The 25,708-nt window shown below is 37.5% G+C and carries 28 protein-coding genes, 3 tRNA genes and 1 riboswitch; of the genes, 17 read left to right on the plus strand and 14 right to left on the minus strand.

Features of this window, described 5'->3' with window-relative positions; genetic code table 11:
- Positions 1-316: 316 nt before the first annotated feature.
- The 8 genes from AC07M3_RS15660 (at position 317) to AC07M3_RS15695 (ending at position 9,988) form a co-directional block, all read left to right on the plus strand.
- A complete protein-coding gene (locus tag AC07M3_RS15660) occupies positions 317-1,048 on the plus strand; it encodes an alpha/beta hydrolase family protein (RefSeq protein ID WP_494567712.1) in 732 nt (243 codons plus the stop codon).
- 93 nt (positions 1,049-1,141) lie between these two features.
- Positions 1,142-2,422 carry an adenosylmethionine--8-amino-7-oxononanoate transaminase gene (bioA, locus tag AC07M3_RS15665; protein ID WP_494567713.1) on the plus strand — a complete coding sequence of 427 codons (1,281 nt, stop codon included), beginning with the start codon at positions 1,142-1,144 and terminating at the stop codon, positions 2,420-2,422.
- Between the two features lies 1 nt (position 2,423).
- Positions 2,424-3,581 (plus strand): 8-amino-7-oxononanoate synthase, encoded by a 1,158-nt coding sequence (locus tag AC07M3_RS15670; protein ID WP_494567714.1) that lies wholly within the window; start codon positions 2,424-2,426, stop codon positions 3,579-3,581.
- Complete coding sequence (bioC, locus tag AC07M3_RS15675) at positions 3,578-4,327, plus strand: malonyl-ACP O-methyltransferase BioC (RefSeq protein WP_494567715.1); 750 nt, start codon at positions 3,578-3,580, stop codon at positions 4,325-4,327. The genes AC07M3_RS15670 and bioC overlap by 4 nt, the downstream gene beginning before the upstream one ends.
- Positions 4,328-4,972: a dethiobiotin synthase gene (gene bioD, locus AC07M3_RS15680; protein ID WP_494567716.1), complete on the plus strand. Its 645-nt coding sequence runs from the start codon at positions 4,328-4,330 to the stop codon at positions 4,970-4,972.
- 108 nt (positions 4,973-5,080) lie between these two features.
- A complete protein-coding gene (locus tag AC07M3_RS15685; protein WP_494567717.1) occupies positions 5,081-9,127 on the plus strand; it encodes an RHS repeat-associated core domain-containing protein in 4,047 nt (1,348 codons plus the stop codon).
- 6 nt (positions 9,128-9,133) lie between these two features.
- A complete protein-coding gene (locus tag AC07M3_RS15690; protein ID WP_494567718.1) occupies positions 9,134-9,469 on the plus strand; it encodes a hypothetical protein in 336 nt (111 codons plus the stop codon).
- A 267-nt stretch (positions 9,470-9,736) separates the two neighbouring features.
- Positions 9,737-9,988: a hypothetical protein gene (locus tag AC07M3_RS15695; protein WP_494567719.1), complete on the plus strand. Its 252-nt coding sequence runs from the start codon at positions 9,737-9,739 to the stop codon at positions 9,986-9,988.
- Positions 9,989-10,061: 73 nt separating this feature from the next.
- Here the strand turns inward: AC07M3_RS15695 and rluB are convergent, their stop codons facing one another.
- From rluB to AC07M3_RS15720, 5 genes are all read right to left on the minus strand, one after another.
- On the minus strand, positions 10,062-10,985 hold the full coding sequence (gene rluB, locus AC07M3_RS15700; RefSeq protein WP_003653361.1) for a 23S rRNA pseudouridine(2605) synthase RluB: 924 nt from the start codon (positions 10,983-10,985) through the stop codon (positions 10,062-10,064).
- Between the two features lie 41 nt (positions 10,986-11,026).
- On the minus strand, positions 11,027-11,620 hold the full coding sequence (gene scpB, locus AC07M3_RS15705) for an SMC-Scp complex subunit ScpB (RefSeq protein WP_004641560.1): 594 nt from the start codon (positions 11,618-11,620) through the stop codon (positions 11,027-11,029).
- Positions 11,617-12,408 carry a segregation and condensation protein A gene (locus AC07M3_RS15710; protein WP_016802315.1) on the minus strand — a complete coding sequence of 264 codons (792 nt, stop codon included), beginning with the start codon at positions 12,406-12,408 and terminating at the stop codon, positions 11,617-11,619. The genes scpB and AC07M3_RS15710 overlap by 4 nt, the downstream gene beginning before the upstream one ends.
- A gap of 224 nt (positions 12,409-12,632) precedes the next feature.
- On the minus strand, positions 12,633-13,250 hold the full coding sequence (locus tag AC07M3_RS15715; RefSeq protein WP_003653356.1) for an L-threonylcarbamoyladenylate synthase: 618 nt from the start codon (positions 13,248-13,250) through the stop codon (positions 12,633-12,635).
- A 90-nt stretch (positions 13,251-13,340) separates the two neighbouring features.
- A complete protein-coding gene (locus AC07M3_RS15720) occupies positions 13,341-14,003 on the minus strand; it encodes an elongation factor P hydroxylase (RefSeq protein WP_494567720.1) in 663 nt (220 codons plus the stop codon).
- A gap of 96 nt (positions 14,004-14,099) precedes the next feature.
- On the opposite strand from AC07M3_RS15720, the gene AC07M3_RS15725 reads away from it, so the two are divergent.
- From AC07M3_RS15725 to lysM, 6 genes are all read left to right on the plus strand, one after another.
- The gene (locus tag AC07M3_RS15725; protein WP_004641565.1) at positions 14,100-14,660 is read left to right on the plus strand and encodes a YceD family protein; all 561 of its coding nucleotides are present in this window, start codon (positions 14,100-14,102) and stop codon (positions 14,658-14,660) included.
- Positions 14,661-14,734: 74 nt separating this feature from the next.
- Entirely contained in the window at positions 14,735-14,920 is a 186-nt protein-coding gene (gene rpmF, locus AC07M3_RS15730) for a 50S ribosomal protein L32 (protein WP_000290730.1), read from the plus strand.
- A gap of 151 nt (positions 14,921-15,071) precedes the next feature.
- Positions 15,072-16,058 carry an ACP S-malonyltransferase gene (fabD, locus tag AC07M3_RS15735; protein ID WP_005042715.1) on the plus strand — a complete coding sequence of 329 codons (987 nt, stop codon included), beginning with the start codon at positions 15,072-15,074 and terminating at the stop codon, positions 16,056-16,058.
- The gene (gene fabG / locus AC07M3_RS15740) at positions 16,055-16,789 is read left to right on the plus strand and encodes a 3-oxoacyl-ACP reductase FabG (protein ID WP_003653349.1); all 735 of its coding nucleotides are present in this window, start codon (positions 16,055-16,057) and stop codon (positions 16,787-16,789) included. The genes fabD and fabG overlap by 4 nt, the downstream gene beginning before the upstream one ends.
- An 83-nt stretch (positions 16,790-16,872) precedes the next feature.
- Entirely contained in the window at positions 16,873-17,109 is a 237-nt protein-coding gene (acpP, locus tag AC07M3_RS15745; protein WP_004641570.1) for an acyl carrier protein, read from the plus strand.
- 185 nt (positions 17,110-17,294) lie between these two features.
- Positions 17,295-17,768, plus strand: a complete 474-nt coding sequence (gene lysM / locus AC07M3_RS15750; RefSeq protein WP_045436642.1) for a peptidoglycan-binding protein LysM — start codon at positions 17,295-17,297, stop codon at positions 17,766-17,768.
- A 43-nt stretch (positions 17,769-17,811) separates the two neighbouring features.
- On the opposite strand, the gene AC07M3_RS15755 is transcribed toward lysM, so the two are convergent.
- A complete protein-coding gene (locus tag AC07M3_RS15755) occupies positions 17,812-18,579 on the minus strand; it encodes a hydroxymethylpyrimidine/phosphomethylpyrimidine kinase (protein ID WP_375037096.1) in 768 nt (255 codons plus the stop codon).
- Between the two features lie 97 nt (positions 18,580-18,676).
- On the opposite strand from AC07M3_RS15755, the gene AC07M3_RS15760 reads away from it, so the two are divergent.
- A complete protein-coding gene (locus tag AC07M3_RS15760) occupies positions 18,677-19,351 on the plus strand; it encodes an HAD-IA family hydrolase (protein ID WP_005042712.1) in 675 nt (224 codons plus the stop codon).
- 58 nt (positions 19,352-19,409) lie between these two features.
- Here the strand turns inward: AC07M3_RS15760 and ribB are convergent, their stop codons facing one another.
- A complete protein-coding gene (gene ribB / locus AC07M3_RS15765; RefSeq protein ID WP_494567721.1) occupies positions 19,410-20,069 on the minus strand; it encodes a 3,4-dihydroxy-2-butanone-4-phosphate synthase in 660 nt (219 codons plus the stop codon).
- A 90-nt stretch (positions 20,070-20,159) separates the two neighbouring features.
- Positions 20,160-20,310, minus strand: a riboswitch (FMN riboswitch).
- 176 nt (positions 20,311-20,486) lie between these two features.
- On the opposite strand from ribB, the gene AC07M3_RS15770 reads away from it, so the two are divergent.
- Both AC07M3_RS15770 and AC07M3_RS15775 read left to right on the plus strand, forming a co-directional pair.
- On the plus strand, positions 20,487-22,268 hold the full coding sequence (locus AC07M3_RS15770; RefSeq protein WP_494567722.1) for a DUF2157 domain-containing protein: 1,782 nt from the start codon (positions 20,487-20,489) through the stop codon (positions 22,266-22,268).
- Positions 22,268-22,819, plus strand: coding sequence for a GDYXXLXY domain-containing protein (locus AC07M3_RS15775; RefSeq protein ID WP_494567723.1), 552 nt, complete (start codon positions 22,268-22,270; stop codon positions 22,817-22,819). Before AC07M3_RS15770 ends, AC07M3_RS15775 begins: the two co-directional genes overlap by 1 nt.
- A 56-nt stretch (positions 22,820-22,875) precedes the next feature.
- Here the strand turns inward: AC07M3_RS15775 and panD are convergent, their stop codons facing one another.
- From panD to AC07M3_RS15810, 7 genes are all read right to left on the minus strand, one after another.
- Positions 22,876-23,256 carry an aspartate 1-decarboxylase gene (gene panD, locus AC07M3_RS15780; protein WP_002120296.1) on the minus strand — a complete coding sequence of 127 codons (381 nt, stop codon included), beginning with the start codon at positions 23,254-23,256 and terminating at the stop codon, positions 22,876-22,878.
- A 131-nt stretch (positions 23,257-23,387) separates the two neighbouring features.
- Complete coding sequence (pth, locus tag AC07M3_RS15785) at positions 23,388-23,969, minus strand: aminoacyl-tRNA hydrolase (RefSeq protein WP_003653332.1); 582 nt, start codon at positions 23,967-23,969, stop codon at positions 23,388-23,390.
- Positions 23,970-23,989: 20 nt separating this feature from the next.
- Entirely contained in the window at positions 23,990-24,286 is a 297-nt protein-coding gene (rplY, locus tag AC07M3_RS15790) for a 50S ribosomal protein L25 (RefSeq protein WP_004641581.1), read from the minus strand.
- 95 nt (positions 24,287-24,381) lie between these two features.
- Positions 24,382-25,332 (minus strand): ribose-phosphate pyrophosphokinase, encoded by a 951-nt coding sequence (locus AC07M3_RS15795; RefSeq protein ID WP_003653329.1) that lies wholly within the window; start codon positions 25,330-25,332, stop codon positions 24,382-24,384.
- 36 nt (positions 25,333-25,368) lie between these two features.
- A tRNA-Gln gene (locus AC07M3_RS15800) sits at positions 25,369-25,443 on the minus strand.
- A gap of 91 nt (positions 25,444-25,534) precedes the next feature.
- A tRNA-Gln gene (locus AC07M3_RS15805) sits at positions 25,535-25,609 on the minus strand.
- 20 nt (positions 25,610-25,629) lie between these two features.
- A tRNA-Gln gene (locus AC07M3_RS15810) sits at positions 25,630-25,704 on the minus strand.
- Positions 25,705-25,708: the final 4 nt, after the last annotated feature.

Below are 25,708 nucleotides of genomic sequence, written 5' to 3' on the forward strand. Positions count from 1 at the left end.
CTAACATTAAAATGAATTGATGAGTCATTTCTTTTAATAAAAAAACATAAGTATTAACATTAATTACATTGCATAATGGATTTATAGGCGAAGTGTGGAGTATGTTGTTTTTTGATTGGCTTCAATGTTTAGATAATTAAATTTTTGTATGTTTCCTATTAATAGTGCGCGTTTTATTTATCAATATATTTCAGAATATTAATGGGTTTTAATGTGTGATCTAAAATCAATATTTTAAATTTTAAGGCTGATTTTAAAAGATATTTTCTTGAAATATTAATATATAATTTGCATTAAATAAGCTTTGGGTAAGAATATGACGTTACAAAATAAAATTTTATTGATTACAGGGTGGGGAGTGGGAATTGAACCTTTGCAACCATTAAAATTGCATTTGCAACAGAAGGGTTTTGATGTACAACTTATTAATATATTTGATGTTTTAACTAGTAGTTTCCAGAAACAGCTTAATTTATTGAATGATGTCGATACTGTAATTGGGTGGTCTTTAGGAGGTCAGTTAGCAGCTTACTTAGTTGATTCTTTTTATAAGAGCACTGGTCTAACTAAAACTTTAATTACACTTGCTTCTAATCCATGTTTTGTTGCTAACACTAATTGGCAGACTGCAATGCCTACTGATATATTTAATCAATTTAAAGCTTCTTTTTTGCAAAACCAACAAGCCACTTTAAAGCGCTTTTATTATTTAATTACTCAAGGATCAGCACAAGCTAAAAAAGATTGGCTAAACATGCAAAATATAGCAAATCCACCCTCTTATGAGTTGTTATTACAAGGGTTAGAAATGTTAGAGCATCTAAACTTGGTAGATAACTTAAAAAATTACTCAGGTCCACAGCTTCATTTATTTGCAGAGCAAGATGGTGTCATTCCTTGCAAAATTGAGGAAAATTTTGCACATATCGCGACAGAAAAGATGAAATACAAAGTATTAAATGAAGCTACTCATGCTTTTCCATATCTACAAGTAGAACGAACAATTGAAGAAATCTGCCAATTTTTAACAATTCATCAGCAAAGTTAATCAGCTTTGATTGATATCGCAATTTTCTTTCATTCTTAACAGGTTTAACATGTGTTCAATGAAAGATTTGAACGCTGTAAAAGGGTAAATAGGATGACCGATAATTTTGATTTGGAACATATTTGGCATCCTTATACTTCAATGACCCAACCTTTACCAACATTTAAAGTTAAACGTGCCTATAGCGCGACGATTGAGTTAGATGATGGTAGGACTTTAATTGATGGTATGTCATCTTGGTGGTGTGCGATTCACGGTTATAACCATCCTGAATTGAATCAGGCAGTGACCGATCAATTACAAAACATGTCTCACATCATGTTTGGTGGTTTAACGCATGACCCTGCAATTGGACTTGGAAAAATTCTTTTAAAAATTACCCCGCCAAGTCTCGATAAAATTTTCTATGCAGATTCAGGTTCTGTTGCCGTTGAAGTTGCTTTGAAAATGGCAGTGCAGTTTTGGAGTGCTCAAGATAAACCGCAAAAAACAAATTTTATTACAACGCGTTCTGGCTACCATGGGGATACATGGAATGCGATGTCGGTGTGTGATCCAGTTACAGGTATGCATCAGATTTTTGGTACAAGCTTACCAAATCGTCTTTTTGTTGCAGCACCACAAACTAAATTTCATGAAGAATGGAATCCACAAGATATTGCAGAATTAGAACAAGCGATTCAGCAAAATCATGAGCATCTTGCAGCCTTAATTATTGAGCCGATTGTACAGGGTGCAGGCGGCATGCGTTTTTATCATCCTGAATATCTGCGTCAAGCCAAAGCACTTTGTGAACAATATAATCTGTTATTAATTTTTGACGAAATTGCTACTGGCTTTGGGCGTACTGGTAAGCTCTTTGCGTGGGAACATGCACAGGTCGAGCCGGATATTATGTGCATAGGTAAAGGGCTAACAGGCGGTTATATGACATTGTCGGCTACTTTAACGACGAAGCATGTTGCCGAGACCATTAGTCGCGGTGAGGCTGGCGTATTTATGCATGGTCCAACCTTTATGGCTAACCCACTTGCTTGTGCTGTTGCCTTAAAAAGTACGCAATTATTAATTGAGCAAGATTGGCAAGCCAATATTGAGCGAATTGAACAACAACTTACTCAATACTTAACACCACTCAATCAGCTTGATTATGTTGCTGATGTAAGAGTATTGGGGGCAATAGGGGTAGTTGAACTCACTGTTAATGTTGATATGAAAACGTTGCAGCAACAGTTTGTTGATCGTGGAATTTGGATTCGTCCTTTTGGTAAATTGGTGTATGTAATGCCACCTTATGTGATTACCAGTCAGGAATTAAGCTATTTGCTTGAGCAGTTGGTTGAAGTTGTTAAAACCATGCAGGGAGTGCATTGAAATGTCGTTGCTTGATCATTTTGCTACTGAGTTAGATGAACTAAAACAACACGGCAATTTCAGACAGTTCACTCAAAACGTACAGCATGAGCGTTTTATTACGATTCAAAATAAAACGATGCTGAACTTGGCTTCAAACGATTATCTTGGCCTAGCTGCGGATGTAAAACTTCGTGAAGAGTTTTTAGAAAATTTTCCAGTCGAACGTAGCTATTTTAGTTCTTCGTCATCACGTTTATTAACGGGTAATTTTGAAGAATATGAACAATTAGAAAATAGCCTAAGCCAAGCATTTGGTGGTCGGGCAGCACTATTATTTAATAGTGGCTACCACATGAATATCGGTATTTTGCCAGCTGTTGCCGATGGGAAAACTTTAATTTTGGCTGATAAGCTGGTTCATGCGAGCATGATCGACGGTATACGTTTATCGGGTGCGCAATATGTACGTTATCGCCATAATGATTTGCAACACCTAGAGCAACTTTTGCAAAAATATCATGATGATGACAAGATTGAGCGAATCATTGTGGTGACTGAAAGTATTTTTAGCATGGATGGTGATGAAACTGATTTAGTCGCTTTAGTGCAGCTAAAAAAACGTTTTGCCAAAACCATGCTCTATGTTGATGAAGCACATTCAATTGGTGTGCGTGGTCAACAGGGTTTAGGGTGTGCTGAACAATACAATGTCATTCAAGATATCGATTTTTTAGTGGGGACATTAGGTAAAGCACTAGCAGCAGTGGGGGGATACATTATTTGTCATCCCATTATTAAAGACTATTTAATTAATAAAATGCGTCCACTTATTTTCAGTACTGCTCAACCGCCGATTGTGATGGCTTGGGCAGACTTTATTTTTCAAAAAGTATTAGTTGCTCAATCTCAGCGTGAACATTTAAAAAATATTAGCCAATATCTTCAACAAGCTGTTGTGCAAAAGGGTTATGTAAGTCCATCGACCAGCCATATTATTCCAGTCATTGTGGGAGAAAGTCAGGCTGCTATCGATAAGGCAAAGCAGGTTCAGCAAAGTGGTTTTTATGCCATGCCTGTGCGTCCACCGACCGTACCTAAAAATAGTTCGCGTTTGCGTATTTCTTTAACGTCAATGGTACAGCAACATGAGCTTGAAGAATTGGTGAGTTTTCTGTGAGTTTGAATAAAGACTTGGTTGCCCAGCGTTTTGCCAAAGCAGGGCAAAGCTATTCAGAGCATGCAATTGTTCAAAAACAAATTTGCCAAAATTTAACGGTTTTACTCCAGCAATTTTGCCCCACAACGATGTCACGTGTCTTTGAAATTGGTTGTGGTTCTGGCAATTTAACTCTTCTTATTGCTACATCTTTTCAGATTGAAGAGTTAATTTTGAATGACTTGTATGCAGATGTGCAACAGCACTTTAACCATCAAGAAAATTTGAAATGGTTGATTGGTGATATTGAAACTTTAGCGTTTCCGCAGCAGCTCGACATGATCGTTTCAGGTTCAGCTTTACAATGGATGCAAGATTTACCTCGTGTACTTCAACATTGCCACGCTGCTTTAAATGAAAAAGGCTGGTTATGTTTTTCAACTTTTGGACAAAGAAACTTAATAGAGATTAAAGAATTAACAGGACAAGGTTTAAGTTATTGGTCTATTGAAAATTGGAACAATGCCTTAACTCAGGCGGGTTTTGAAGTTCTGCATTTGTCCGAGTCAGAAGCCCAGCTCTATTTCGATTCGCCTAAAGCTGTATTGCAGCATTTAAAAGCCACAGGTGTGACTGCAACTGCTCAGCATCGTTGGACTAAGCAAACTTTACAACAGTTTTATCAAGATTATGATCGGTTTAAGCATGCTGAGGGATATTCCTTAACATATCATCCGATCTATTGTATTGCCCGGAGAATGAAGTAAATGAGTGGTCAGATCTATTTTGTGAGTGGGATTGATACCGAAATTGGTAAGACCTACGCGACAGGCTTTTTAGCAAAATTATGGACTGAACAGGGTAAAAAAGTGATTACCCAAAAACTCATTCAGACGGGTAATGCTGATATTTCTGAAGATATTGAAAAGCATCGTGAAATTATGGGACTGGGTTGGTTTCAAGAAGATCATGAAAAGCTCACCATGCCGGAAATTTTTAGTTATCCTGCTTCGCCTCATCTGGCAACACGCCTAGATAACCGAGAAATTGACTTTCAAAAAATTGAAAATGCAACTCAAACATTAGCTGAGCGTTTTGATATTGTTTTACTCGAAGGAGCTGGTGGATTAATGGTACCCTTAACCACCAGTCTACTCACCATTGATTATGTGGCTCAGCATCAGTTCCCTGTTATTTTAGTGACCTCGGGTCGTTTGGGAAGTATTAACCACACTTTACTTAGTCTTGAAGCACTTAAAACTCGTGGGTTGAAATTACAAGCCTTGGTATATAACCTAAAAGATGAATCAAAAGATCCATTAATTTCTCAAGATACGTCAAATTACTTGAAAGACTATTTAGCAATTCATTTCCCTCAAGCTGAGTGGATTGGGTTGGCAAAAATTGAATAATTACTATTAATTTAAGGTTTTTGAATTAATTACCAGTTGTTAATGATTTTCATTTACTTTGAGTGGTTTATATTATATATTTGATAAAAATATATTTTATTGAACTTTATGAAAAAAATAGCCTATTTAAATATTTTTACTTTAAGTAGTTTTTGTATATCTACAAGTGGTCAATTAAGTGCTGATACTATTTATCAGTTGCCTACGATAAATATTCAAGCGACTCAAGTTATTTCAAGTCCATCAGATAATACTAATAGCTGTCCCTTCAATGATGAATGGGAGTGCCAATTTTATCAAGTAAAAGAAGCAGGACAAGGTTTACTTCTTGATGATTCAATTGGTGCAAAACTTGCTGATAGTGAAGATAATGATTGTAAAACAACTTCTAATCCTATTGTAATTGCGAATGGACATAAACTACAAAAAGAAGTTGATTTTACAGCTGAAGGTGAAATGCCATTAGAATTTATACGTTATTATAACTCTTCAGCTAAAGGAGCGGCAGAATTCTCTGATTCTAAATTTGGTCAATTTAAATGGCAACATAATTATGACTATTTACTTAAAAAAGATGCAAATGATAGATATATAAGGTTGTTACCAGATGGAACCAAACAATACCTAAATACATTGGGTAAAGTGGTATCTAAAGGAAGGGAATATATTTTAACTCTACCCGATGGGGGTGTTGAAATATATAATAATGTGGGGAAAATTATAAGTAAGAAAAATAAAAATGGGGTTGGTTGGACTGTCAAATATAGTGTCAGTATGATTAGACGTGTAACTCATACGAATGGAAAATTTATTGAGTTTCAATCGAGAGACCCAAGCAGACCTTCTCAAACCATAAGTATTATTGATCCAAATGGAGGGGTTTATAATTATAATTTTTTTGATAGTAGTGAGGATAGCCGATTAACGGGTGTTAGATATCCTGATGGTTCAACACGATCATATCACTATGGAGAAAATGGGGCAGATCCAAACTATTTAACGGGTATTTCTGTTAATAGTAAGCGATTTAGTACATACCTTTATAGTGGAGATAAAGCTATTCAGAGTGGGCGTGCTGATGGAACTCAGACAGATAAAGTAAGTTATGATGATAACTACTCAATTTTTACAAATCCATTAGGAGCAATATCTAAATATATTTATACAGATACAAAAAAAGATAAATTGACTGGAATTGAGCGTAGTGGGGTGGGGAGTTGTCCTAATAGTAGTGCTGCAACAACTTATGATACGAATGGTTTTATTAATTCAAAAATAGACTGGAATGGTGTAGAAACAAAATATCAAAGAGATAGTTATGGACGTGTGCTGCAAGAGACTAATGGCATAAAAAATGGAAATTATTCGAATGCTAATATTATAAAATATACATGGAAAACTTCACCTAGTATTATTTCAAAAAAAGAATATCTAAATAATTCGAATACCGTAGTAAAAGATATCAGCTATGAATATTATCCTGATCACAATCGTATAAAAAGTATAAAAACATGTAGCAAAGTTGGTACAAGTTTATGCGATACCGTAGGGTATGGATATACTTTTCATAGTAATGGTATACCAAAAGATATCGCAGTAAATCGAAATGGAAAAACTAGTATTTATAGTTATGATTCGCTGGGTAATTTAATTCAGGTAAAAAATGCATTAGGGCACATCATCACACTGAGCGATTATGATGGTTTGGGTCATGTTGGAAAAGTAGTAGATGCTAATGGCTTTACTACAGAATATACCTATGATGCGCGAGGACGAACCATTACAAAAAAAGAGACTCTAGGAACTAATCAAGTTCGTATGATGACTTATACTTATGGAGCATTTGGTATTACTCAAATAGAAAGTAATGGAATGCGAGAAACTATTAATTACAGCGATAATGGAACTATTGCTAGTATTACGCATGGTGTGGGTACACAGATCAATAGCCAACAAATCTTTAGTTATTCAAAATTAGGCGTTCTATTGAATGTTGAATATCGAGAGGGTGCGAATGTTAAGTATGCTCATACTACTAATCATAATCAACTTGGATGGACAACAGCAGATGTGGGGAATAATAGCCAAAATATTCGCTATCAATATGATGGTAATGGCAATATTACGCAAAAGACAGATTCTTTGGGTAATGTTACAACCTATACTTACAATGTAAGAGGTCAGATAGAACAAGAAAAACAATATGATAGCAGTATTAATACGTATAGCTATGATAGCCAAGGAAACTTAACAGCAATTAAAGATTCTAAAGGAAATACTACAGCTTATACTTATGATGGGTTTGGAAGAATACTTAGCCAAAGTAGTCCAGATAGTGGATTAAGCAAATATGAATATGATGTTGATGGTAATCTAACTAAGTTCACTCGAGCAAATAATGTAGTCACAACCTATAGTTATGATGCACTAAACCGAAGAATTAAAGCTCAAACTGGAACACAAATACAAACGTGGGTCTATGATAATTGTACGAATGGTAAAGCTCGTCTATGTGGGACAGCAGATGGTATAAGTTCTACAGGCTATGGTTATACCGTAGATGGGCAATTATCTGTCCAAGTGAAAAAAATTAATGGTACTGAATATCAAAGCCTTTGGACATACGATCAATATGGACGTTTGATTAGTGAAAGTCGACCTAACGATGCCTATAAAATCTCATATGAATATGATGCACTTAGCCGAGTGAGTGCAGTCAAAGTTAAAATAGGAGCTACCACACAGTCAGTTGTTAGTAATATAACTTATGAACCATATGGGGGCGCTAAAAGTTGGACATTTGGTAATGGCTTAACTCGGCAAGTAACTTATGATAAAGATTATCGATTAACTGGCATTCAAACACCGAATATCCAAAATTTATCTCACCAATACAATGCTAATAATTCAATAAATGGAATTAGTAATATCTTAGACAGTAAATATTCGACAAGTTATAGCTATGATAATTTAGGACAACTTACTAGATCGGCTTCACAGCAATATAGTGAAAACTGGGTTGTTAATAGTAATGGTAACCGCGTTAGTCGAGTAGGAAATACTAATGCTACAACTAACTACAGCATTACTACAGGTAATCGTTTAACTGCTACAACTGGTGCGGAAGCAAAAACATTTAGTTATGATGCCTTAGGAAATATTACAAAAAAGTCTGGGTATGGTGGCACACTTGAGTATAGTTATGATGGTTTTAATCGTTTAAAAACTGCCAAAGCTGGAACAACTACATATACTTATGACTATGGCGTAGATAATCTCAGAACTCGGAAAAGTGATGGTACATCCAACATTCATTATATTTATGCGCCTGATGGGCGACTATTGGCAGAAAGTCCTGCTGCCAATAGTCAAACAGGTAATTTAAAAAATATCTATATTTGGCTTGCTGGTAAACCTATTGGTTTAATACGCGATAACCAGTTGTTTTATGTGCATACAGATCATTTGGGACGTCCTGAATTTTTGACGAACAGTGTAAAAGCTATTGTTTGGAAATCACAAACTGCAAGTTATGATAGTGCCACGATTCAAAGTAGTATTGGTGACTTTAACTTGGGTTTTCCGGGACAATATTATGATGTTGAGTCAAATCTTTGGTATAACTGGAATCGTTACTATGACGCAAGTTTAGGCCGATATACACAAACTGATCCGATTGGTTTGGTTGGGGGGTTAAATCCTTATGCGTATGTAGGAAATAATCCAGTTAACTTTATAGATCCTTATGGTTTATGGACTTTAAGTTTTGATGGGTATTATGGTGTAGGTGGTGGAGTTTCAGTTAGTTATAAAAATGGTAAGTTAGAGGTTCTTGGCCGAGTTGGTGTTGGGGCTGGTATAGGATTTGGCCTTGATCTTAATGGAGAGCCTTCAAAACATGCTCTTGATTGTGGTTCAGGAGTAATTGCACGTACAAATACTACAATAGGGGCTGAGGTAGGACTTGGTCCTGTTGGTGCAGAGCTTAGCGGCTCATTTATTACAGGAAATGCTGCTGTTCAATCACAAGGTGGTAGTTTTTTTGATAATGGTTCATCAATTACTCTTGATCCCACGTCTGATAAGTCTTGGAAAGTAGGAGCTTCATTAGGTTTTTCTTATACAACCGAAGTTGGTGGATACATTAATAGGTAATATGATATGAAAATTAATATTTTAAATATAACATGGAAAAAAATTATATATTTTGTTATTGCTACTTTTTTTGTAGCGACAATTTTTAGAAGCTGTTTACATACTGATGAAAATGTAAAAATTGTGGAGCCTATTTTAACTAATAATGAAATTATTAAAGATAACTATGGGAAAATTAATAATTATCAAATAGTGAAAGTGAGTATTTATAGTGCAACTCCTTATTATGGGGCAGGCAAGACGTTAATATTGACTGTAGATGGTGAAAAAAAAGAAGGGAGACTGAAAATTGATATTAAAAAAGATGATCCTACTCATTATAAAGTAGAGATTATTCGATAATTTTTTTGTATTGATTGGATTGGTCTTATTTTTATAAATTTAAAGTATTGAATAATCTTATGAGGTGAATGGTTGGAATGCCAAGGTGTAGATTAAATATGTAAGAGCCTATTTCGTAAAGCTGAATTAATAGTTTTTTAATAAGATTCTTTGACCTTAGAGGGAGTGAGAGTTGCTGATTTTAATATTGTTATAATTAGTAGTTAATATGAAAAAATTATTCTATTTGTGATTGTAGTTTTTATATTTTTACTTTTAATAGAGTAAGTGTTAGATAAAGCGATGAAGAGTGATGAGAATATAAAATATATAGAACAGATATTAGCTAATGATGGCAAATTAAAGAAAAATTATGGAGTGATTGAAAGCTATAGTATAGTCGCTAAAGGCAAGTATTCGGGATCACCAAGTTTTCCTCCACATAATCATTACAAAATTCGTATCCAAACGAAAGATGCAAGCCAAGTTATATGTCTTAATATATTTAAGGATGATTTGGGTAAATTATTAAAATATTAATATAAATAATTTTCATCTTTAAATAAAAAAACCGCTCTTATAAGAGCGGTTTTTTTATGGATTATTTAATATTTTAGAATTTCTTAGAACCACGGTTAAAACCAGTCGATTTGCGTTGGTTACCAGTATTCACAGGAGCTTCTTTTTCATCATCGCGACGTTGTTGACGCAAGAAACCACCACGACGAGCTGCCATTGGTTTTTCGGTCATACGGTCAGTACGACGTTTTGCCATACCAAATAAACCTGTGCCTTGACGTGGTTTTAATTCAACTGATTTTGCTAGGTTATCGATATCAGTTTTATCGAGTTCCATCCAGCGGCCAGTACGTAATTCGCGTGGTAAAATAACTGTACCGTAGCGTGTACGCAATAAACGGCTTACTTTAAGTTCTTGTGATTCAAAAATACGACGAACCTCACGGTTACGACCTTCTTTCACCACTACTTGGTACCAGCGGTTAATACCTTCACCACCAATTTCCGAGAAAGACTCAAATTTAGCTGGGCCATCTTCAAGCTCTACGCCAGTTACCATTTTCTGGCGTATTTTAGGCGTTACTTCACCCATAACTCGAACAGCATATTCACGTTCAATTTCATTTGATGGGTGCATTAAGCGGTTAGCTAGCTCACCATCATTTGTGAATAGTAATAAACCAGTACTGTTAATATCTAGACGACCTACCATTACCCAGCGGTCATTTGCAATTTGTGGTAAATGATCAAATACGGTTGGGCGTTTTTCAGGGTCATTACGTGAACAGATTTCGCCCTCTGGCTTATAGTAAATCAATACACGACGACGAATTTCGTCTTCAATTTGAAACTGAACTTTACGGCCATCAATGCGTAATTCATCGCCTGGTTCAATGCGCTCACCCACTTGGGCAACACGGCCGTTCACACTCACGCGTCCTGCGGCAATAACCTCTTCCATATATCGGCGGGAACCTAATCCGATCCGCGCTAATACTTTTTGCAATTTTTCACTCATGACAGCACAACCTTAGACATAATGATCAACAGTCCACCTCTTTATGATTTCGGTGCATTTGCATCGAGGGCCATAAAGGCTTCCTTGGCGTTCTGTAGGGGAGGCAATTGGCCTAGCGAAGCTAGACCAAAAGCATTCAGAAACTGAGGCGTTGTAATTAGCAACGCAGGTCTTCCGGGTAAATCTCTAAAACCGGCTTCTTTAATCCAGTTCCAGTCAAATAGTGTTCTAAGAATCTGACTATTATTAGACACACCACGAATTTGTTCAATATCAGCACGGGTAACCGGTTGATGATAAGCAATGACAGCCAGTGTTTCTAGTAATGAAGGCGACAGTTTTGTTGGTCGCTCTGGCCATATTTGCGCAATAATACTACGATATTTAGATCTTACCTGAAAGCGAAACCCTTGCGCTGTTTCAATCAACTCAATAGACCGGCCATGTTGTAATAGCGCGAGCTGTTGTAAAAGTTGACGAAGCTGTTGTTTATTATACTGATTATTAAAGGCTTCTTTTAAACGGGCAATTGAAACGGGTGCTTCACTGGCAAAAATAATTGCTTCAAGTTGTAATAAGACTTCGTGATGAATGTCAGCTAATGACAAATCACTATTATTTTGTTCAAAGCTCATATTGAAGATCCTTGAATTGCAAGAGGAGCTTCAATACCAGAGGCAATAATTTTAACTCGCTGTTGTCGGGTTAACTCTAAAACAGCCATAAAAGTCACAACCATTCCCATGCGACCTTGCAAAGGATTGAGTAATTCTTTAAAACTTAACACGTCACCAGACTCTAATTTCTCTTCAATATATGCAATGCGTTCTTCGAGTAATACAGGCTCTTGAGCCACGACATGAATAACGGGTTCTGGGCGATTAAACACACAGAACAACGCATCATGTAATGCTGAAATATCATAGCCTTCATAAACAGGAGCGATATGACCTAAGCTTACATTTGCACTGAATGTATCACGCTCAAGAATTGGCATTTGACCTAAACGCTCAGCCGCTTGCTTAATGCGTAGATAAGTTTCAAGTCGATCAATAAGTTCCTGTTTAGGATCTTTTTCAATACTTATAACCGTAGGTTTTGGCAAAAGTAGACGAGACTTTAAATCAGCCAATAAAGCTGCCATCACCATATAATCAGCGGTCAGCTCAATATTTAACGACTTCATACTATCCATATAGGTTAAATATTGAGTTGCTATAGGAGCGATATCGACTTGAATTAAATCAAAACCGTTTTTTTGAATCAGATAAATTAAAAAATCTAGTGGACCTTCAAACTGTTCGAGCAAAATCTCAAATGCAGCAGGAGGTATATAGAGATCTTCAGGAATTTTGTCATGCCACTCATCTAAAACACGGATGTGTGGAGCGTCTTCCATGGATTGATGAAGTGATTGATTCATTACGATTATAAGCCACGCGAATTTTCAAAAGCATGAGACTTGTTATTCAAGTCAAAGAGAGCTGTAAATAGAAGAACAGCAGATAGTGGAAATCATTCTAAATGAATTGTGCCTTTTAATAAATTACTTAACGACTAAAGTGTAAAAAAAATCCAAAATAAATAAAGAGTATTTTTTTTAGTGATAATACTTTTTTTAAAACTATTGGTAAAAATTGTAAGTGCTTATTCAAAAGCACTTACATCGCCAATACCACGGCGAATAATTTCAGGATGTTCACCCGATAAATCAACAATACTTGTGCTTGTTAAAGTGCCGAAACCGCCATCAATAAATACATCAATTCGTTTATCTAATTGATTTTCAATATCATATGGATCATCTAGAGGATCTTCTTGTCCTGGTAAAATTAATGTACTGGTGAGTAGCGGTTCACCAAGTTCTTTTAATAGAGCCTGACAAATTGGGTTACTTGGAATACGTAAGCCAATGGTTTTCTTTTTAGGGTGCATTAACCTACGAGGAACTTCACTAGTTGCAGGTAAAATGAAAGTCGTAATGGCTGGGGTATTTGCTTTCAATAAACGATAAGTTGCATTATCAACTTTTGCATAAGTTGCAATATCAGATAAATCACAGCACATAATTGCATATTGGTGCTTAGGTCCTAAACCGCGAATCTGTGCAATACGTTCCATGGCATTTTTATTACCGATCTGACAGCCAATTGCGTAGGCAGCATCGGTAGGGTAAACCACAACATCTCCGGCACGAATGCGTTCAACCGCTTGGCTAATGAGGCGTTGCTGTGGATTTTCAGGATGTACATGTAAATGCATCATATTTTGGAGACTCCATCACGCCAGTGTTAAAAATAATTATTAGGCTTTTTAAATGAACTAGACAAGTATTGAACGTAGTTTTTTTGTCAATTAATCAAGGAGTTCACGTTTGAATTCATTTAATTGTAATGGTGTACCCGAACGTGTACATTGGCAAATAAAACCAATAAATGATGCTGCATCACGTGGCAACTTAGCTTCACCTAAAAAGTAACGTTGTACTTGAGCATAAACATTATCTTTAAATATTTTGCCATCTCCGCCATCACCTGTCAGGTTATCAAGCGAAACTCTAAACTTTCTACCAAAAGACTGAGAGAACAACCATTCAATTGCTTGCGGCTTAATTTCTACTTGTTCAAATAAACTTTGTTGCTCTTTAGTTCGACCATCAGGTGCATACCAATATCCTAAATCAGGTAATAGGCGGCGTTTTTCACCAGCAATCGACCAATGACTGATTTCGTGAAGGGCGCTGTTAAAAAAACCATGGGCGAATTGGATTTTAGCCGGACCCTGATTTGTTGCCGGGAAATATTCTGGTTCAAAATCTCCACGAACTAATGTCACATTATGGTGGGAAAACCAGTGATTAAAGTGTAAAATAAGCCAATCGACTTGCTCAGACTCTGATTTTGAGCTTGACCATGGTGAGAGTTGCACCGTGTCAGGTAAAAGAGTGTTCTGATGAGTTGAATGGGTGCAAACGAGTAATGAAGAGTTAACTTCAGGTTGCGGCTGCAACAGGTGCATTGCTTAATTTACCCCGAGTTCTGTTTAAAGAAGTGCAAAATTGTATCTTAATCTTTGACAGAGTACCGATGAATTTGTAGAATTGCCGCCTTAATTATGTCAGCAAATACCTTTCCGGCACAGATTGAGCCGTTTAAATGGGCTGAACAAGGCTTTACATGGTCAGGTCAACTGCCCCTGTCTCGCTTTGCTCGTATCGCTCGTGAAGCTGTTGGATCAATTGATAACCAATTGATCAACATAGACTGTAAGCTATCAATGGATGCATATCATCGCATTGTGTGGATGGATGGTCATATGGACACGAAAGTTCCAATGGAGTGCCAACGTTGTTTGGAACCTGTTGAAATGCCTCTTGTCTTAGACTTCCATATTGCATTAATGGATGATGAGTCACTGATAGAGCGCTTGGATGAGGATGCTGATTTCATCGTTTTAGGTGAAAGTGAGTTTACGACGAAAGGTGATTATGATACGCCAGCCTCGATTAACTTACTCGCACTACTAGAAGATGAACTGTTATTGTTGGTGCCTTTATCTCCCAAGCATGATGCTTGTGAAAATAAACATCAACCTACCATTCAAAATGTTGTTGAAGAAAAACGGGATAATCCGTTTGATGTTTTGGCAGGTTTGAAGGGTAAACTTAACTCATAATTTGTGATATAATTGTGAGATAAGACAACTGAATTTGTTCTGATCCATTTTTTCGATCTTTGTAAGGAGCCATCATGGCCGTTCAGCAAAACCGTAAAAGTCGCTCTCGCCGTGACATGCGCCGTTCACATGACGCTTTAACCGAGAATGCATTAACAGTAGACCAAGCAACTGGTGAGACTCATCGTCGTCACCACGTGACTAAAGACGGTTTCTACCGTGGTCGTCAATTATTCGCTAAAGCAGCTGATGCTGAATAATTGTATGATATGCATTAAGCGTGATGCTTAAGTATAGAAAAAATGGGAGCGAAAGCTCCCTTTTTTTGTTGTTTTTCGCAATTATAAAAATATAAATAACATGTTAAATTTCCGCTCCAGAAATGAGTGAAAACCCAAAAAAGGATTTCTTATGTCTGCTAAACGTCTTGAACAAGTAGCTTTAGCCACAAAAACTGCGTTTGTGTTTCCAGGTCAGGGTTCACAAAAAGTCGGTATGCTTGCTGAACTAGCAGAACAGTTTAGTGGGGTTGGGCAAACCTTTGCTGAAGCTTCAGATGCGCTTGGATTCGATCTGTGGCATATTGCGCAAAGTGGTGAAGGCCTCAACCAAACAGAAAATACCCAACCTGTATTATTAACTGCCAGTATCGCTCTATGGCGTGTATGGCTTGATTTAGGCGGTCTGGCACCTAAGTATCTTGCAGGACATTCTCTAGGTGAATACAGTGCTTTGGTTGCTGCAGAATCTATGAGCTTGGCAGATGCAGTGAAACTAGTGAATTTGCGTGGAAAACTCATGCAAAGTGCTGTTCCTCAAGGGGAAGGGGCTATGGCTGCAATCCTTGGTTTGGCTGATGAAAAAGTGGTTGAACTTTGCCAAATCGTGAATGCCGAAGGTCAAGGTTCAGTAGAAGCTGCAAACTATAATTCACAAGGGCAAGTCGTGATTGCTGGAAGTACAGCATCTGTACAACAAGTGATGGCTTTGGCAAAAGAGCAGTCTGCTAAGGCAATTGCTTTACCTGTGTCGGTTCCTTCGCATTGTTCATTGATGAAACCTGCTGCTGAAAAATTTGCAGAAGCTTTGGAACAAACTGCCATTGAGCTGCCTACCATACCTGTAATACAAAATGTCAACGCGGGAATAGCTACCGATGTTGCTCAATTGCGTCAGGCGTTAACTGCTCAATTGTACCAATCTGTACAATGGACAGACACGATGCAGTTTTTACAAGACCAAGGTATTCACTACGTTGTTGAGTGTGGGCCTGGTACAGTATTGAGTAATCTCGCGAAGCGTTTACCAAATATAGAAAAAGCTTTTGCTATTGATAGCAAGAGTAAAATGGAAGATGCCCTAAATGCTGTTTTAGTGGCAGAAGGAAAAATTGCATGACACAAGAACGCAAAGTTGCATTAGTAACGGGCGCGAGTCGGGGCATTGGCGCTGCAATTGCCCAGCAACTTATTCAAGACGGTTATTTTGTTGTAGGTACTGCGACATCTGAATCTGGTGCACAAAAGTTAAGTGAAAGCTTTGGTGAGCAAGGTGCAGGTTTAGCTCTCGATGTGCGTAATCTCGATGAGATTGAAGCAGTCGTTTCTCATATTGAACAGAACTATGGCCCTGTGCTTATTTTGGTTAATAATGCGGGTATCACGAAAGACAATTTATTGCTACGTATGTCAGAAGATGATTGGGATGACATTCTCAACATTCACCTTAAAGCCGTATATCGTTTATCTAAACGTGTGCTTAAAGGTATGACAAAAGCGCGCTTTGGCCGCATTATTAATATTAGTTCTGTTGTTGCACATTTTGCAAACCCAGGTCAGGCGAACTACTCTGCTGCAAAAGCAGGTATTGAAGCGTTTAGCCGTAGTCTTGCAAAAGAGATGGGTAGCCGCCAAATCACTGTGAACAGTGTGGCACCAGGCTTCATTGCAACAGAAATGACAGATGCACTTAGTGAAGAAATTCGCAAAAAAATGAGTGATCAAGTGGCTTTAAATCGCTTAGGCGAGCCACAAGATATCGCAAATGCGGTGAGTTTCCTTGCAAGTGATAAAGCAGGTTACATTACCGGTACGGTATTACATGTAAATGGTGGTTTATACATGGCCTAGGGCTAATGTATAACTTTTAAAAATTTTTATATTCAATTAAACTAGTGGCAAATCAAACGCCACGAGCAATGAGGAGAATTCCTGTGAGCGATATCGAACTACGCGTTAAGCAAGCAGTTGCAGAGCAACTTGGTCTTAAAGCTGAAGAGATTAAAAACGAAGCATCTTTTATGGATGACTTAGGTGCTGACTCTTTAGATTTAGTTGAACTTGTAATGTCTTTCGAAAACGACTTCGACATCACTATCCCTGATGAAGATTCAAACGAAATCACTACAGTTCAATCTGCAATTGACTATGTAACTAAAAAACTTGGTTAATTCGCATATTGCTGAATAAAAAGAAGGTCACCGTAAGGTGGCTTTTTTTATTTGAGTAAAATAAAAGAGATACATATTTTTACAAGATCAACCTTAATTGATAGCAGAGGCTTGTCTTTTTTGAAGTATAACAATAAAGGTCAGTTTAATGACTTTACTATAAACAATAATATGAGGACTAAAAGATGGGTCTTTTTGATTTTGTAAAAGGTATTGGTAAGAAAAATACCGCACCAGCAGAACCACAACCAGCTCCGGCAACACCAGCAGAACCTTCTGCACAAGAAATCGCAAATAAATTATTAGGATTAATTAAAAGCTTAGGTCTAGGGGTAGAGGGTTTATCTGTAACTTATAACGGTGCAACTGATACCGCAATCATTAAAGGACAGGTAAAAAGCCAAGCGGATAAAGAGAAAATTATTCTTATTGTTGGGAATATTGATCATGTTGCACAAGTAGATGATCAAATGACCGTTGCAACTCCTGAACCAGAAAGTAAATTCTACACAGTAAAATCTGGTGATAACCTGTCAAAAATTGCGAAAGAATTTTATGGCGATGCAAATCAGTATCCAAAAATCTTTGAAGCAAACAAACCAATGCTTAAAGATCCAGATGAAATCTTCCCAGGACAGGTTTTACGTATTCCTCAATAATTGAAAGTAATAAAAAAGGCGCTTTTAGCGCCTTTTTATCTTTTTAAAATCTTTTTGGTATTTTTTGCCCATTTGCTACAGGAGTCTCGGCGTTCTTTAAAACACCAAATAACCATGTTTCGGCATGCTGTACCGCAATTTTTAAAGAATCACCTAAAGCCAAACGACCAGCAATAAAACTAGCTAAAGAGCAACCTGAACCGTGATACTCACCGTCTAAGCGGGGGCAACTACTACTCGCCGCAAGTTCACCATTAATATATAAACTATTTTTAATATGATCTGGTGTATCTTCGTGTCCACCTTTGACTAAAACAGCTTTTGCACCCATTTCAAATAGTTTTTGCGTTGCTTGTTCTAAGTCATCGATACCCGTGAGAGCTCTTAATTCGACTGTATTTGGAGTAATAAGAGTGGCTAGGGGAATAAGCTCAACGAAAGCTTTTACAAGAGTGGCTTGATCACCTAAAGAACCCCCGCTGTTTGCCACCAAAACAGGATCGAGTACATATTGATATTCTGGATGGGCACGAAGAAATTCAGCTAGAGCAGCAATGTTATCTGTGGTGCCAAGCATGCCTGACTTAACGCATCTAATTGGTAAATCACCTACAACGGCATTTGCTTGAGCTAATAATAGTTCTTTTGAGGTTGCTTCGAAGCCAAATACTTGTTGTGAGTTTTGTATGGTGAGGGCTGTACATGCAATGGCTGCATGAGCACCACTTTGTCCAATGGCTTCAATATCAGCTTGTAAACCTGCACCACCTGAAGGGTCTAAACCCGAGAAACAAAGTACGGTTGGACGCACGGTTATTTCCTTTTCAATTTAAATTTACGTTAGTATAAGAGAGTTTGATTAAACTCTCGACCAATTGAATTAAATACTTTACTGGGTTAATGATTGAATGGCTATAAAACATATTTTGATTGATTTAGATGGAACACTAACAGACCCAAAAGTTGGAATCCATACTTCAATTCGTTATGCAATGGATAAGTTGGGCTTTCCGTTGGCTGCCGATTTAAATATTGACTGGACAATTGGACCACCTTTAAAAGCTTCTTTAGCAAAACTATTAGCCACTCAAGATGATGCTTTGGCTGAACAAGCTTTACTTGCTTATCGTGAGCGTTTTTCAGTTACAGGTTTATTTGAAAATGAAGTATATCCATCGGTTGCGCAAACACTTAATGCATTGAAAGAAGATGGGTATCGTTTATTCGTCGCAACCGCTAAACCAACTATTTATGCAAAACGTATCTTAGATCATTTTGACTTAAGCCAATATTTTGTAAATATTTATGGTAGTGAGTTAACCGGGGAACGCACCAATAAAGCTGAACTTATTCATTATATTCTTGAGCGTGAGCAATTAAACTCAGAAGAATGCTTAATGGTAGGTGACCGTCAATATGATGTTTTAGGTGCTCGCCACAATGGTATTGAGGCGGTCGCTGTGACTTATGGTTATGGAACACCAGAGGAACTTAAGCAAGCACAACCTAAAGCAATGATTACGCAATTTTCTGAACTTTTGGAATACGTTGAAGATCAGGCAACACAAAAGAAAGTATCTTAAATATTAGTAAATTTTAATTTGAAGGTTTGGCTTTTGTCTAAAGCCAAACCTTTTTTATTTAAATACAGTGTTGTTGGCGATATTGAACAAGTTCTTCAATCGTAATCACGGTTAAATGATGAGTTTGGGCATATGCCAAAACTTGAATACCTGATGCCATTGTGCCATCTGGGTTGGTTAGTTCACATAACACGCCAGCAGGTTTAAGCCCTGCTAGTCTTGCTAGATCAATTGTTCCCTCAGTATGACCCCGGCGAGTCAGTACTCCTCCACTACGTGCCCGTAAAGGAAAAACATGGCCCGGACGGTTAAGATCACTTGGAACAGCACCATCTTTAATTGCAGTTTGAATGGTAGTAACACGGTCTTTAGCCGAAACACCTGTCGTAACACCTTGGGCTGCTTCAATAGTCACCGTAAAAGCGGTATGAAACTGGCTTGAGTTTTGAGAAACCATTGGTGGAAGTTCTAAATGATCTGCTAACTCTTCTGTCAGGCATAAACATACAATACCTGAGCCATCACGAATCATACGTGCCATGGTTTCAACAGTTAGAGTTTCGGCTGCAACAATTAAATCTGCTTCATTTTCGCGATCGAAGTCATCCATAACCAAGACAGGTTTGCCTTGACGGATATCTTCTAATGCTTGTTGAATACGTTGTTCAGCAGGAGAGAGGGCTGAGAAAAAAAGTTCTGGTTGAATTAAGCTAGACATAATGAAACGCTCTCGTAAAAATACGGTTGAACATTTCAGGACTGATGTAAAAACAGGCTGGCACTGAAATAAAACGAATTTATCCCAGTTCGTCGTCTTCTTTCATCCGGACTATACCGTCGGCTTTGGAGTCTCACCAAATCTGCTCAAATCATAAAATTTAAGCTCGTGGGCTTGTTAATTTATCAATAAAAATTAACTTTACCACCGGTGGGGAATTACACCCCGCCCTGAAGCGATGGGTTTTATTATAGCGCGCTGGATAAAATTGACTAGATGCTTTTGTAGAATGCTAAGTTTCTTTATGAATAAGTATTTTCACAAATGGAAATAGGCTTTTTAACAAGAGCTTACTTGTTGATATGAAAATGGAATGCTATGTTTTTTATAGAAAATTATAAATAAAATAGGTGTTTCATGCAGATAAGAGATGATTATCCCCTTAGGAATACTTTATTTATTCAGCATCTCCATATTTTTAGTTATGTATTTATGGCGGTCAGTATTCTTTATTTAATTGCTGCTAATTGGCTAATGCTTCCAGACAGCATCCAGCTAACCATCCCGCCACTTATATTACTTGTGACAGCATGGATCAGTATAAAAGATACTTTAAGTGAAGGAGTTAGGCAGACTTTACATGGTATTTGCGGCTTGATGGTAGGCTTAAGTTTGGCTGTAATCGGGCAGGTCTATCAAACTGGAGCAGACAGTTATTTACTTTTCCTGATTTGGACATTGCTGTTATTACCTTGGCTATATCGACCAAATATTGGAATCTTTGCTTTAATTTGTATTACTAGCCAACTTACACTTTTTTTATTTTTTAAGCAGACTTTTTGGTTAGAAAAGTTTCCTTATTTATATCTGTTTGCTTTAAATTTATTAAGCCTTATAGAGTTTTGGGTATGTATAAAGAAGTATCGTGCTTTACGTTTCGTCTTTATTGCTTGGTTTGCAGTCATTTCAATCATTGGAATGATCCAATATTTATCTGGTGAAAATATTCCTTATCTGATCTCGGCTTTCTTTTCAGGAATAATCGGTTTTTATTATTTCTTCAAAAAAGATGATCAATTATGTGCCAGCTTAATGGCCGCTGTTCTTGGCGTGACTGCAACAATATGGCTTGTAGATAGGATCAATGACTTATTTAAAGATTCAAATGAGTTCATTTTTTTATTCATTGCAGGCATTATTTTTATCTGGTTTGCGATGATTAGTTATTTTTTAATAAAAATTTTTCGTCAAAGCCGCTTTTATATAATTCCTTTAGCTATTGGAGCTTGGCTTGCTGGACTGGCCCTTGCTGCTTTTACATTAGTATTTTGGGAAGCTGTTTCTTTAATTATTGGAGTTATTTTTGTTTGTATAGCTTCTATTTTATTGAAAAAATCTCAACACTACTTTTTTCGGCAATTTGCCTATTGTTTATTCATAAGTGGTCAGACTGCTTTTTTGTTTCATCTAGAGTCTGAAACAGATCAGATGTTGTGGGTGCTAATTGCACAGATTTTCATTCTCTGTATAAGTTATTTTTTTAAACCTCATTGGTTCTTTATTTTAATTCAAATGCTCGCTACTTATGGCATAGCATTTATTTACTTACTACAAATGGACCATTCATTGTGGTCAGTAAACTCCACTCAGACTTATTTAAATTTAACACTGCTCAGCTATTTTGTTTTTAGTTTGCTGTTCTTGCCGAAGGCTAAATCGATAGTTCAATATGAGCGTAGTATCTATTTATGTGTGCTTACGGTAGTTGTAGTAGCTACTTTCTTTGATACTTTTATGGGACTGGTTCTAGATAGTTCGGAAGATCGGCAGATATGGATTTTCTATTTATTGCCTAGTCTTTGGTTGCTTTGCTTTAGTATTTTTTATTTATATAAGCAGTTGCATGGAGTAGTGTTTTCCGCCTTCTTACTTTTTGGTGTATTGCTCATTGCACTTGGTTATTTTGAAGTTTTCATTTTGTTTATCATTCTAACATGGGCGATAAAAAAGAAAGATTATATTGTTTATGGTGTCACTCTAGCAGTATTTGTTTTAGTACTTTGGCAGCTTTATTACAACTTACAAATAACTTTTTTGGCAAAGAGTGCATCGATTTTGATTTCTGGTCTTGTTCTATGGGCTTTATATTGGTTGCTCCACCAAGAAAATCAACGCCATCTTATTGAAGGAGAAAAATAATGAAGAAATATTTTTCTCTTATTCTGGCTATAGCTACCACATTATTTTTTGTGGGATTGATAGCGAAAAATGAATGGCATCTGCATCATAGTAAAAGTATTTTTATTGAGCTTAAGCCAGTTGATCCGCGTTCAATTTTACAAGGTGACTATATGGCACTGGCTTATGAGTTAAATTTACAATCTCTTAAAGCTCTTGCAGGAAGTGAGAGTGAGGCTCTAGATCAGGTAATTTTTAATCATTCTTCTGTTCCAGCAAAAGTTATTTTGGATTCACAAAATCGAGTAGTTCGTACCATTCTAGAACCTAACAATTTATCTGCTGAGCAAAGCTTAATTTTAAAAAATCCTGAAAACCGATATCAAGCTTTATATCTTGCATCTCGGAGTTTCTTATTTGCTGAAGGATTAGCTCAATGTTATGAGAAAGCAAAATATGCTGAATTTAAAATAAATCCAAAAGGAGAGGCGATTCTGTTTGATTTACGAGGAGAGGGGCTTCAACCATTAAATTGCAAACAGCAAAAGAACTGGTGGGAAGGAACGATTTAGGATTTATAAAATGATAAAAGCCCGTCAATGCGGGCTTTTTTTATTCTTAGAATAAATTAGGCAACTTGAACAGGAATACAATTCGCTGTGTGGTTGACTGTATTATTTGGATTAGCATAGACCAAACGTGGTTTATGAATATTTGCTTCAGCTTCAGTAAAATCACCAAATGTAGCAATAATCACTAAATCACCGACATCTGCTTGATGTGCAGCGCCACCATTTACTGAAATAATTCCAGAATTATCTTCACCACGAATCGCATAGGTCGTGAAGCGTTTGCCATTGGTTACATTCCAAACATGAATTTCTTCATATTCACGAATACCAGCTAAGTCCATCAATACGCCATCAATTGCACAAGAACCTTCATAGTGAAGTTCAGCATGGGTTACAACTGCGCGGTGAATTTTGCATTTTAATAAACGAGATAGCATGGCTAGCGTCTCCTGAGTAGACCTAAGAGTAAGATCTTATGGTGAAATCTTTAGCTTTTGCTGTTGGCAAAGTGGCTGATGCGCATTTTGCTCCTAAAAAAGCAAGATAGCAAGCTTGATTGTTCAACAATTTAAGTTGGTTTATACGCATTAATTTGATTCATGGCCTGTGGAACTTGTCCTTGAACAAGTAATTTCACTTTAGAAAGGGCATGATCAATTGCTGCATCCATCAAACTTTGTTCACTACTTGGTGCTTTCCCAAGTACATGACCTGAAACTCGCTCTTTTGAGCCAGGATGTCCGATACCAATACGTAAACGATGAAAATTTGGACCAATATGAGGGACAATGTCACGTAAACCGTTATGACCACCATGTCCTCCGCCTGTTTTTAGACGAATTACACCAGGGTTCATATCAAGTTCATCATGAGCAATCAAAATTGCTTCAGGAGCAATTTGATAAAATTTTGCAAATGGAACTACACTTTGTCCAGAACGGTTCATAAATGTAGTGGGTAGAAGTAGACGGACATCGTGTCCTTCTATATTACCACGTCCACTGATTCCGTGAAATTTCGGATCATTTTTTAATGTAATGCCATATTTATTAGCAAGCTGTTCAATGAACCAAAAGCCTGCATTATGGCGGGTTTGGGCATATTCTGAACCAGGATTGCCCAAACCAACAATTAGCGAAATATTTGACACTAATCTACGCCTTTCAACACTTATGCGCGTTTGAAGTCAGCGTGCATAGGAGTGTTTTTAGCTGGGTGACGTTGTAACGCTTGGATTTTAACGTTTTCAACTTTGTCGCCAACTTGGATTTCTATAACTTCTTCAAAGAAAGCATTGTTTTCTAAAGCTTTTACAAGCTGACGAAGTTCTAAAGTAATAGCTACAGGCTCAGCATTGCCACCATAAATGATAGCTGGAATTAATGCTTCGTGACGAAGGCGGCGGCTCGCACCTTTCCCTTGTTTGTCTTCAGCACGCGCTTGAGCGTTTAATACGAAGTTTGACATGAGTAAATCCTCATTAAAGTTAAATAGACTAAACTTGCGACCAGTTTAGTGATAGAAAACCCCAGCCAAGGCCAGGGTTCATAAAAGCTGCGGTATTATAAACTATCGAACATCGCACTGATAGATTCTTCGTTATTAATACGACGAATCGTTTCAGCAACCATGCTAGCAACAGAAACCTGACGGATTTTGCCCAAGGTTAATGCTTCTTCAGAAAGAGGAATAGTGTCAGTGACAACTAATTCATCAATAACTGAATTACGTAAGTTTTCAATAGCCTTGCCAGAAAGTACAGGGTGAGTTGCGTATGCAACCACACGGCGTGCACCAAATTGCTTAAGCGCATCAGCTGCTTTACACAATGTACCGGCAGTATCAACCATGTCATCTACGATAACGCAATCACGATCTTTTACGTCACCAATTAAATGCATAACTTGCGATTCATTGGCTTTTTGACGACGTTTATCAATAATTGCTAAATCGATGTCACCCATCTGTTTGGCAACGGCACGAGCACGTACTACGCCACCAACGTCAGGAGAAACCACCATAAGGTTATCATGCGATTGTTGACGTAAGTCAGCAAGTAAAGCAGGAGTACCATAGATGTTGTCGACTGGAATATCGAAGAAACCCTGAATTTGGTCAGCATGTAAGTCAATCATTACGACACGATCAATACCAACAGTGGTAAGCATGTCTGCAACAACTTTAGCTGTAATCGGCACACGTGCAGAACGTGGGCGACGGTCTTGGCGAGCATAACCAAAATAAGGGATAACGGCTGTAATACGACCAGCACTTGCACGACGCAAAGCATCTGCCATAACCAAGATTTCCATAAGGTTATCATTGGTAGGGGCACAAGTAGGCTGAACGATAAATACGTCTTTACCACGAACATTTTCAGTAATTTCTACTGAAATTTCTCCATCAGAAAAGTGACCGACTGATGCAGCACCTAGAGGGATATGTAAGTGACTTACGACTTTTTGAGCGAACTGTGGATGAGCATTTCCACTAAAAACGACAAGATTGGGCATGAAGCACCCTTGGCGGTTGGTATGTAATTAAATAGATGGCAGGGGCGGCTGGATTCGAACCAACGGATGCCGAGATCAAAACCCGGTGCCTTACCACTTGGCGACGCCCCTAATGCGGCAGAACTTTAATATTTTTGCAATGCAATGTCAAGATGAATCAACAAAAAGCATAGCAATTAAGTCTGTCTTTAAAATAAGAGAATGGCAGGGGCGGCTGGATTCGAACCAACGGATGCCGAGATCAAAACCCGGTGCCTTACCACTTGGCGACGCCCCTAAATTCGATGATATATATGATGGCAGGGGCGGCTGGATTCGAACCAACGGATGCCGAGATCAAAACCCGGTGCCTTACCACTTGGCGACGCCCCTAATA

It is taken from the genome of Acinetobacter sp. GW821-FHT09D10, from assembly GCF_059416285.1.

What these genes read in the sequence shown, in the direction of transcription:
- scpB (WP_004641560.1), bottom strand. Translation starts at nt 11,620, where the DNA reads ATGAGCTTTGAACAAAATAATAGTGATTTGTCATTAGCTGACATTCAT.
- AC07M3_RS15720 (WP_494567720.1), bottom strand. Translation starts at nt 14,003, where the DNA reads ATGCACCTGTTGCAGCCGCAACCTGAAGTTAACTCTTCATTACTCGTT.
- bioA (WP_494567713.1), top strand. Translation starts at nt 1,142, where the DNA reads ATGACCGATAATTTTGATTTGGAACATATTTGGCATCCTTATACTTCA.
- AC07M3_RS15775 (WP_494567723.1), top strand. Translation starts at nt 22,268, where the DNA reads ATGAAGAAATATTTTTCTCTTATTCTGGCTATAGCTACCACATTATTT.
- rplY (WP_004641581.1), bottom strand. Translation starts at nt 24,286, where the DNA reads ATGTCAAACTTCGTATTAAACGCTCAAGCGCGTGCTGAAGACAAACAA.
- rluB (WP_003653361.1), bottom strand. Translation starts at nt 10,985, where the DNA reads ATGAGTGAAAAATTGCAAAAAGTATTAGCGCGGATCGGATTAGGTTCC.
- AC07M3_RS15795 (WP_003653329.1), bottom strand. Translation starts at nt 25,332, where the DNA reads ATGCCCAATCTTGTCGTTTTTAGTGGAAATGCTCATCCACAGTTCGCT.
- fabD (WP_005042715.1), top strand. Translation starts at nt 15,072, where the DNA reads ATGTCTGCTAAACGTCTTGAACAAGTAGCTTTAGCCACAAAAACTGCG.
- AC07M3_RS15710 (WP_016802315.1), bottom strand. Translation starts at nt 12,408, where the DNA reads ATGAATCAATCACTTCATCAATCCATGGAAGACGCTCCACACATCCGT.
- AC07M3_RS15690 (WP_494567718.1), top strand. Translation starts at nt 9,134, where the DNA reads ATGAAAATTAATATTTTAAATATAACATGGAAAAAAATTATATATTTT.
- AC07M3_RS15715 (WP_003653356.1), bottom strand. Translation starts at nt 13,250, where the DNA reads ATGATGCATTTACATGTACATCCTGAAAATCCACAGCAACGCCTCATT.
- fabG (WP_003653349.1), top strand. Translation starts at nt 16,055, where the DNA reads ATGACACAAGAACGCAAAGTTGCATTAGTAACGGGCGCGAGTCGGGGC.
- AC07M3_RS15685 (WP_494567717.1), top strand. Translation starts at nt 5,081, where the DNA reads ATGAAAAAAATAGCCTATTTAAATATTTTTACTTTAAGTAGTTTTTGT.
- AC07M3_RS15760 (WP_005042712.1), top strand. Translation starts at nt 18,677, where the DNA reads ATGGCTATAAAACATATTTTGATTGATTTAGATGGAACACTAACAGAC.
- rpmF (WP_000290730.1), top strand. Translation starts at nt 14,735, where the DNA reads ATGGCCGTTCAGCAAAACCGTAAAAGTCGCTCTCGCCGTGACATGCGC.
- AC07M3_RS15660 (WP_494567712.1), top strand. Translation starts at nt 317, where the DNA reads ATGACGTTACAAAATAAAATTTTATTGATTACAGGGTGGGGAGTGGGA.
- ribB (WP_494567721.1), bottom strand. Translation starts at nt 20,069, where the DNA reads ATGTCTAGCTTAATTCAACCAGAACTTTTTTTCTCAGCCCTCTCTCCT.
- bioD (WP_494567716.1), top strand. Translation starts at nt 4,328, where the DNA reads ATGAGTGGTCAGATCTATTTTGTGAGTGGGATTGATACCGAAATTGGT.
- AC07M3_RS15725 (WP_004641565.1), top strand. Translation starts at nt 14,100, where the DNA reads ATGTCAGCAAATACCTTTCCGGCACAGATTGAGCCGTTTAAATGGGCT.
- panD (WP_002120296.1), bottom strand. Translation starts at nt 23,256, where the DNA reads ATGCTATCTCGTTTATTAAAATGCAAAATTCACCGCGCAGTTGTAACC.
- lysM (WP_045436642.1), top strand. Translation starts at nt 17,295, where the DNA reads ATGGGTCTTTTTGATTTTGTAAAAGGTATTGGTAAGAAAAATACCGCA.
- AC07M3_RS15670 (WP_494567714.1), top strand. Translation starts at nt 2,424, where the DNA reads ATGTCGTTGCTTGATCATTTTGCTACTGAGTTAGATGAACTAAAACAA.
- AC07M3_RS15770 (WP_494567722.1), top strand. Translation starts at nt 20,487, where the DNA reads ATGCAGATAAGAGATGATTATCCCCTTAGGAATACTTTATTTATTCAG.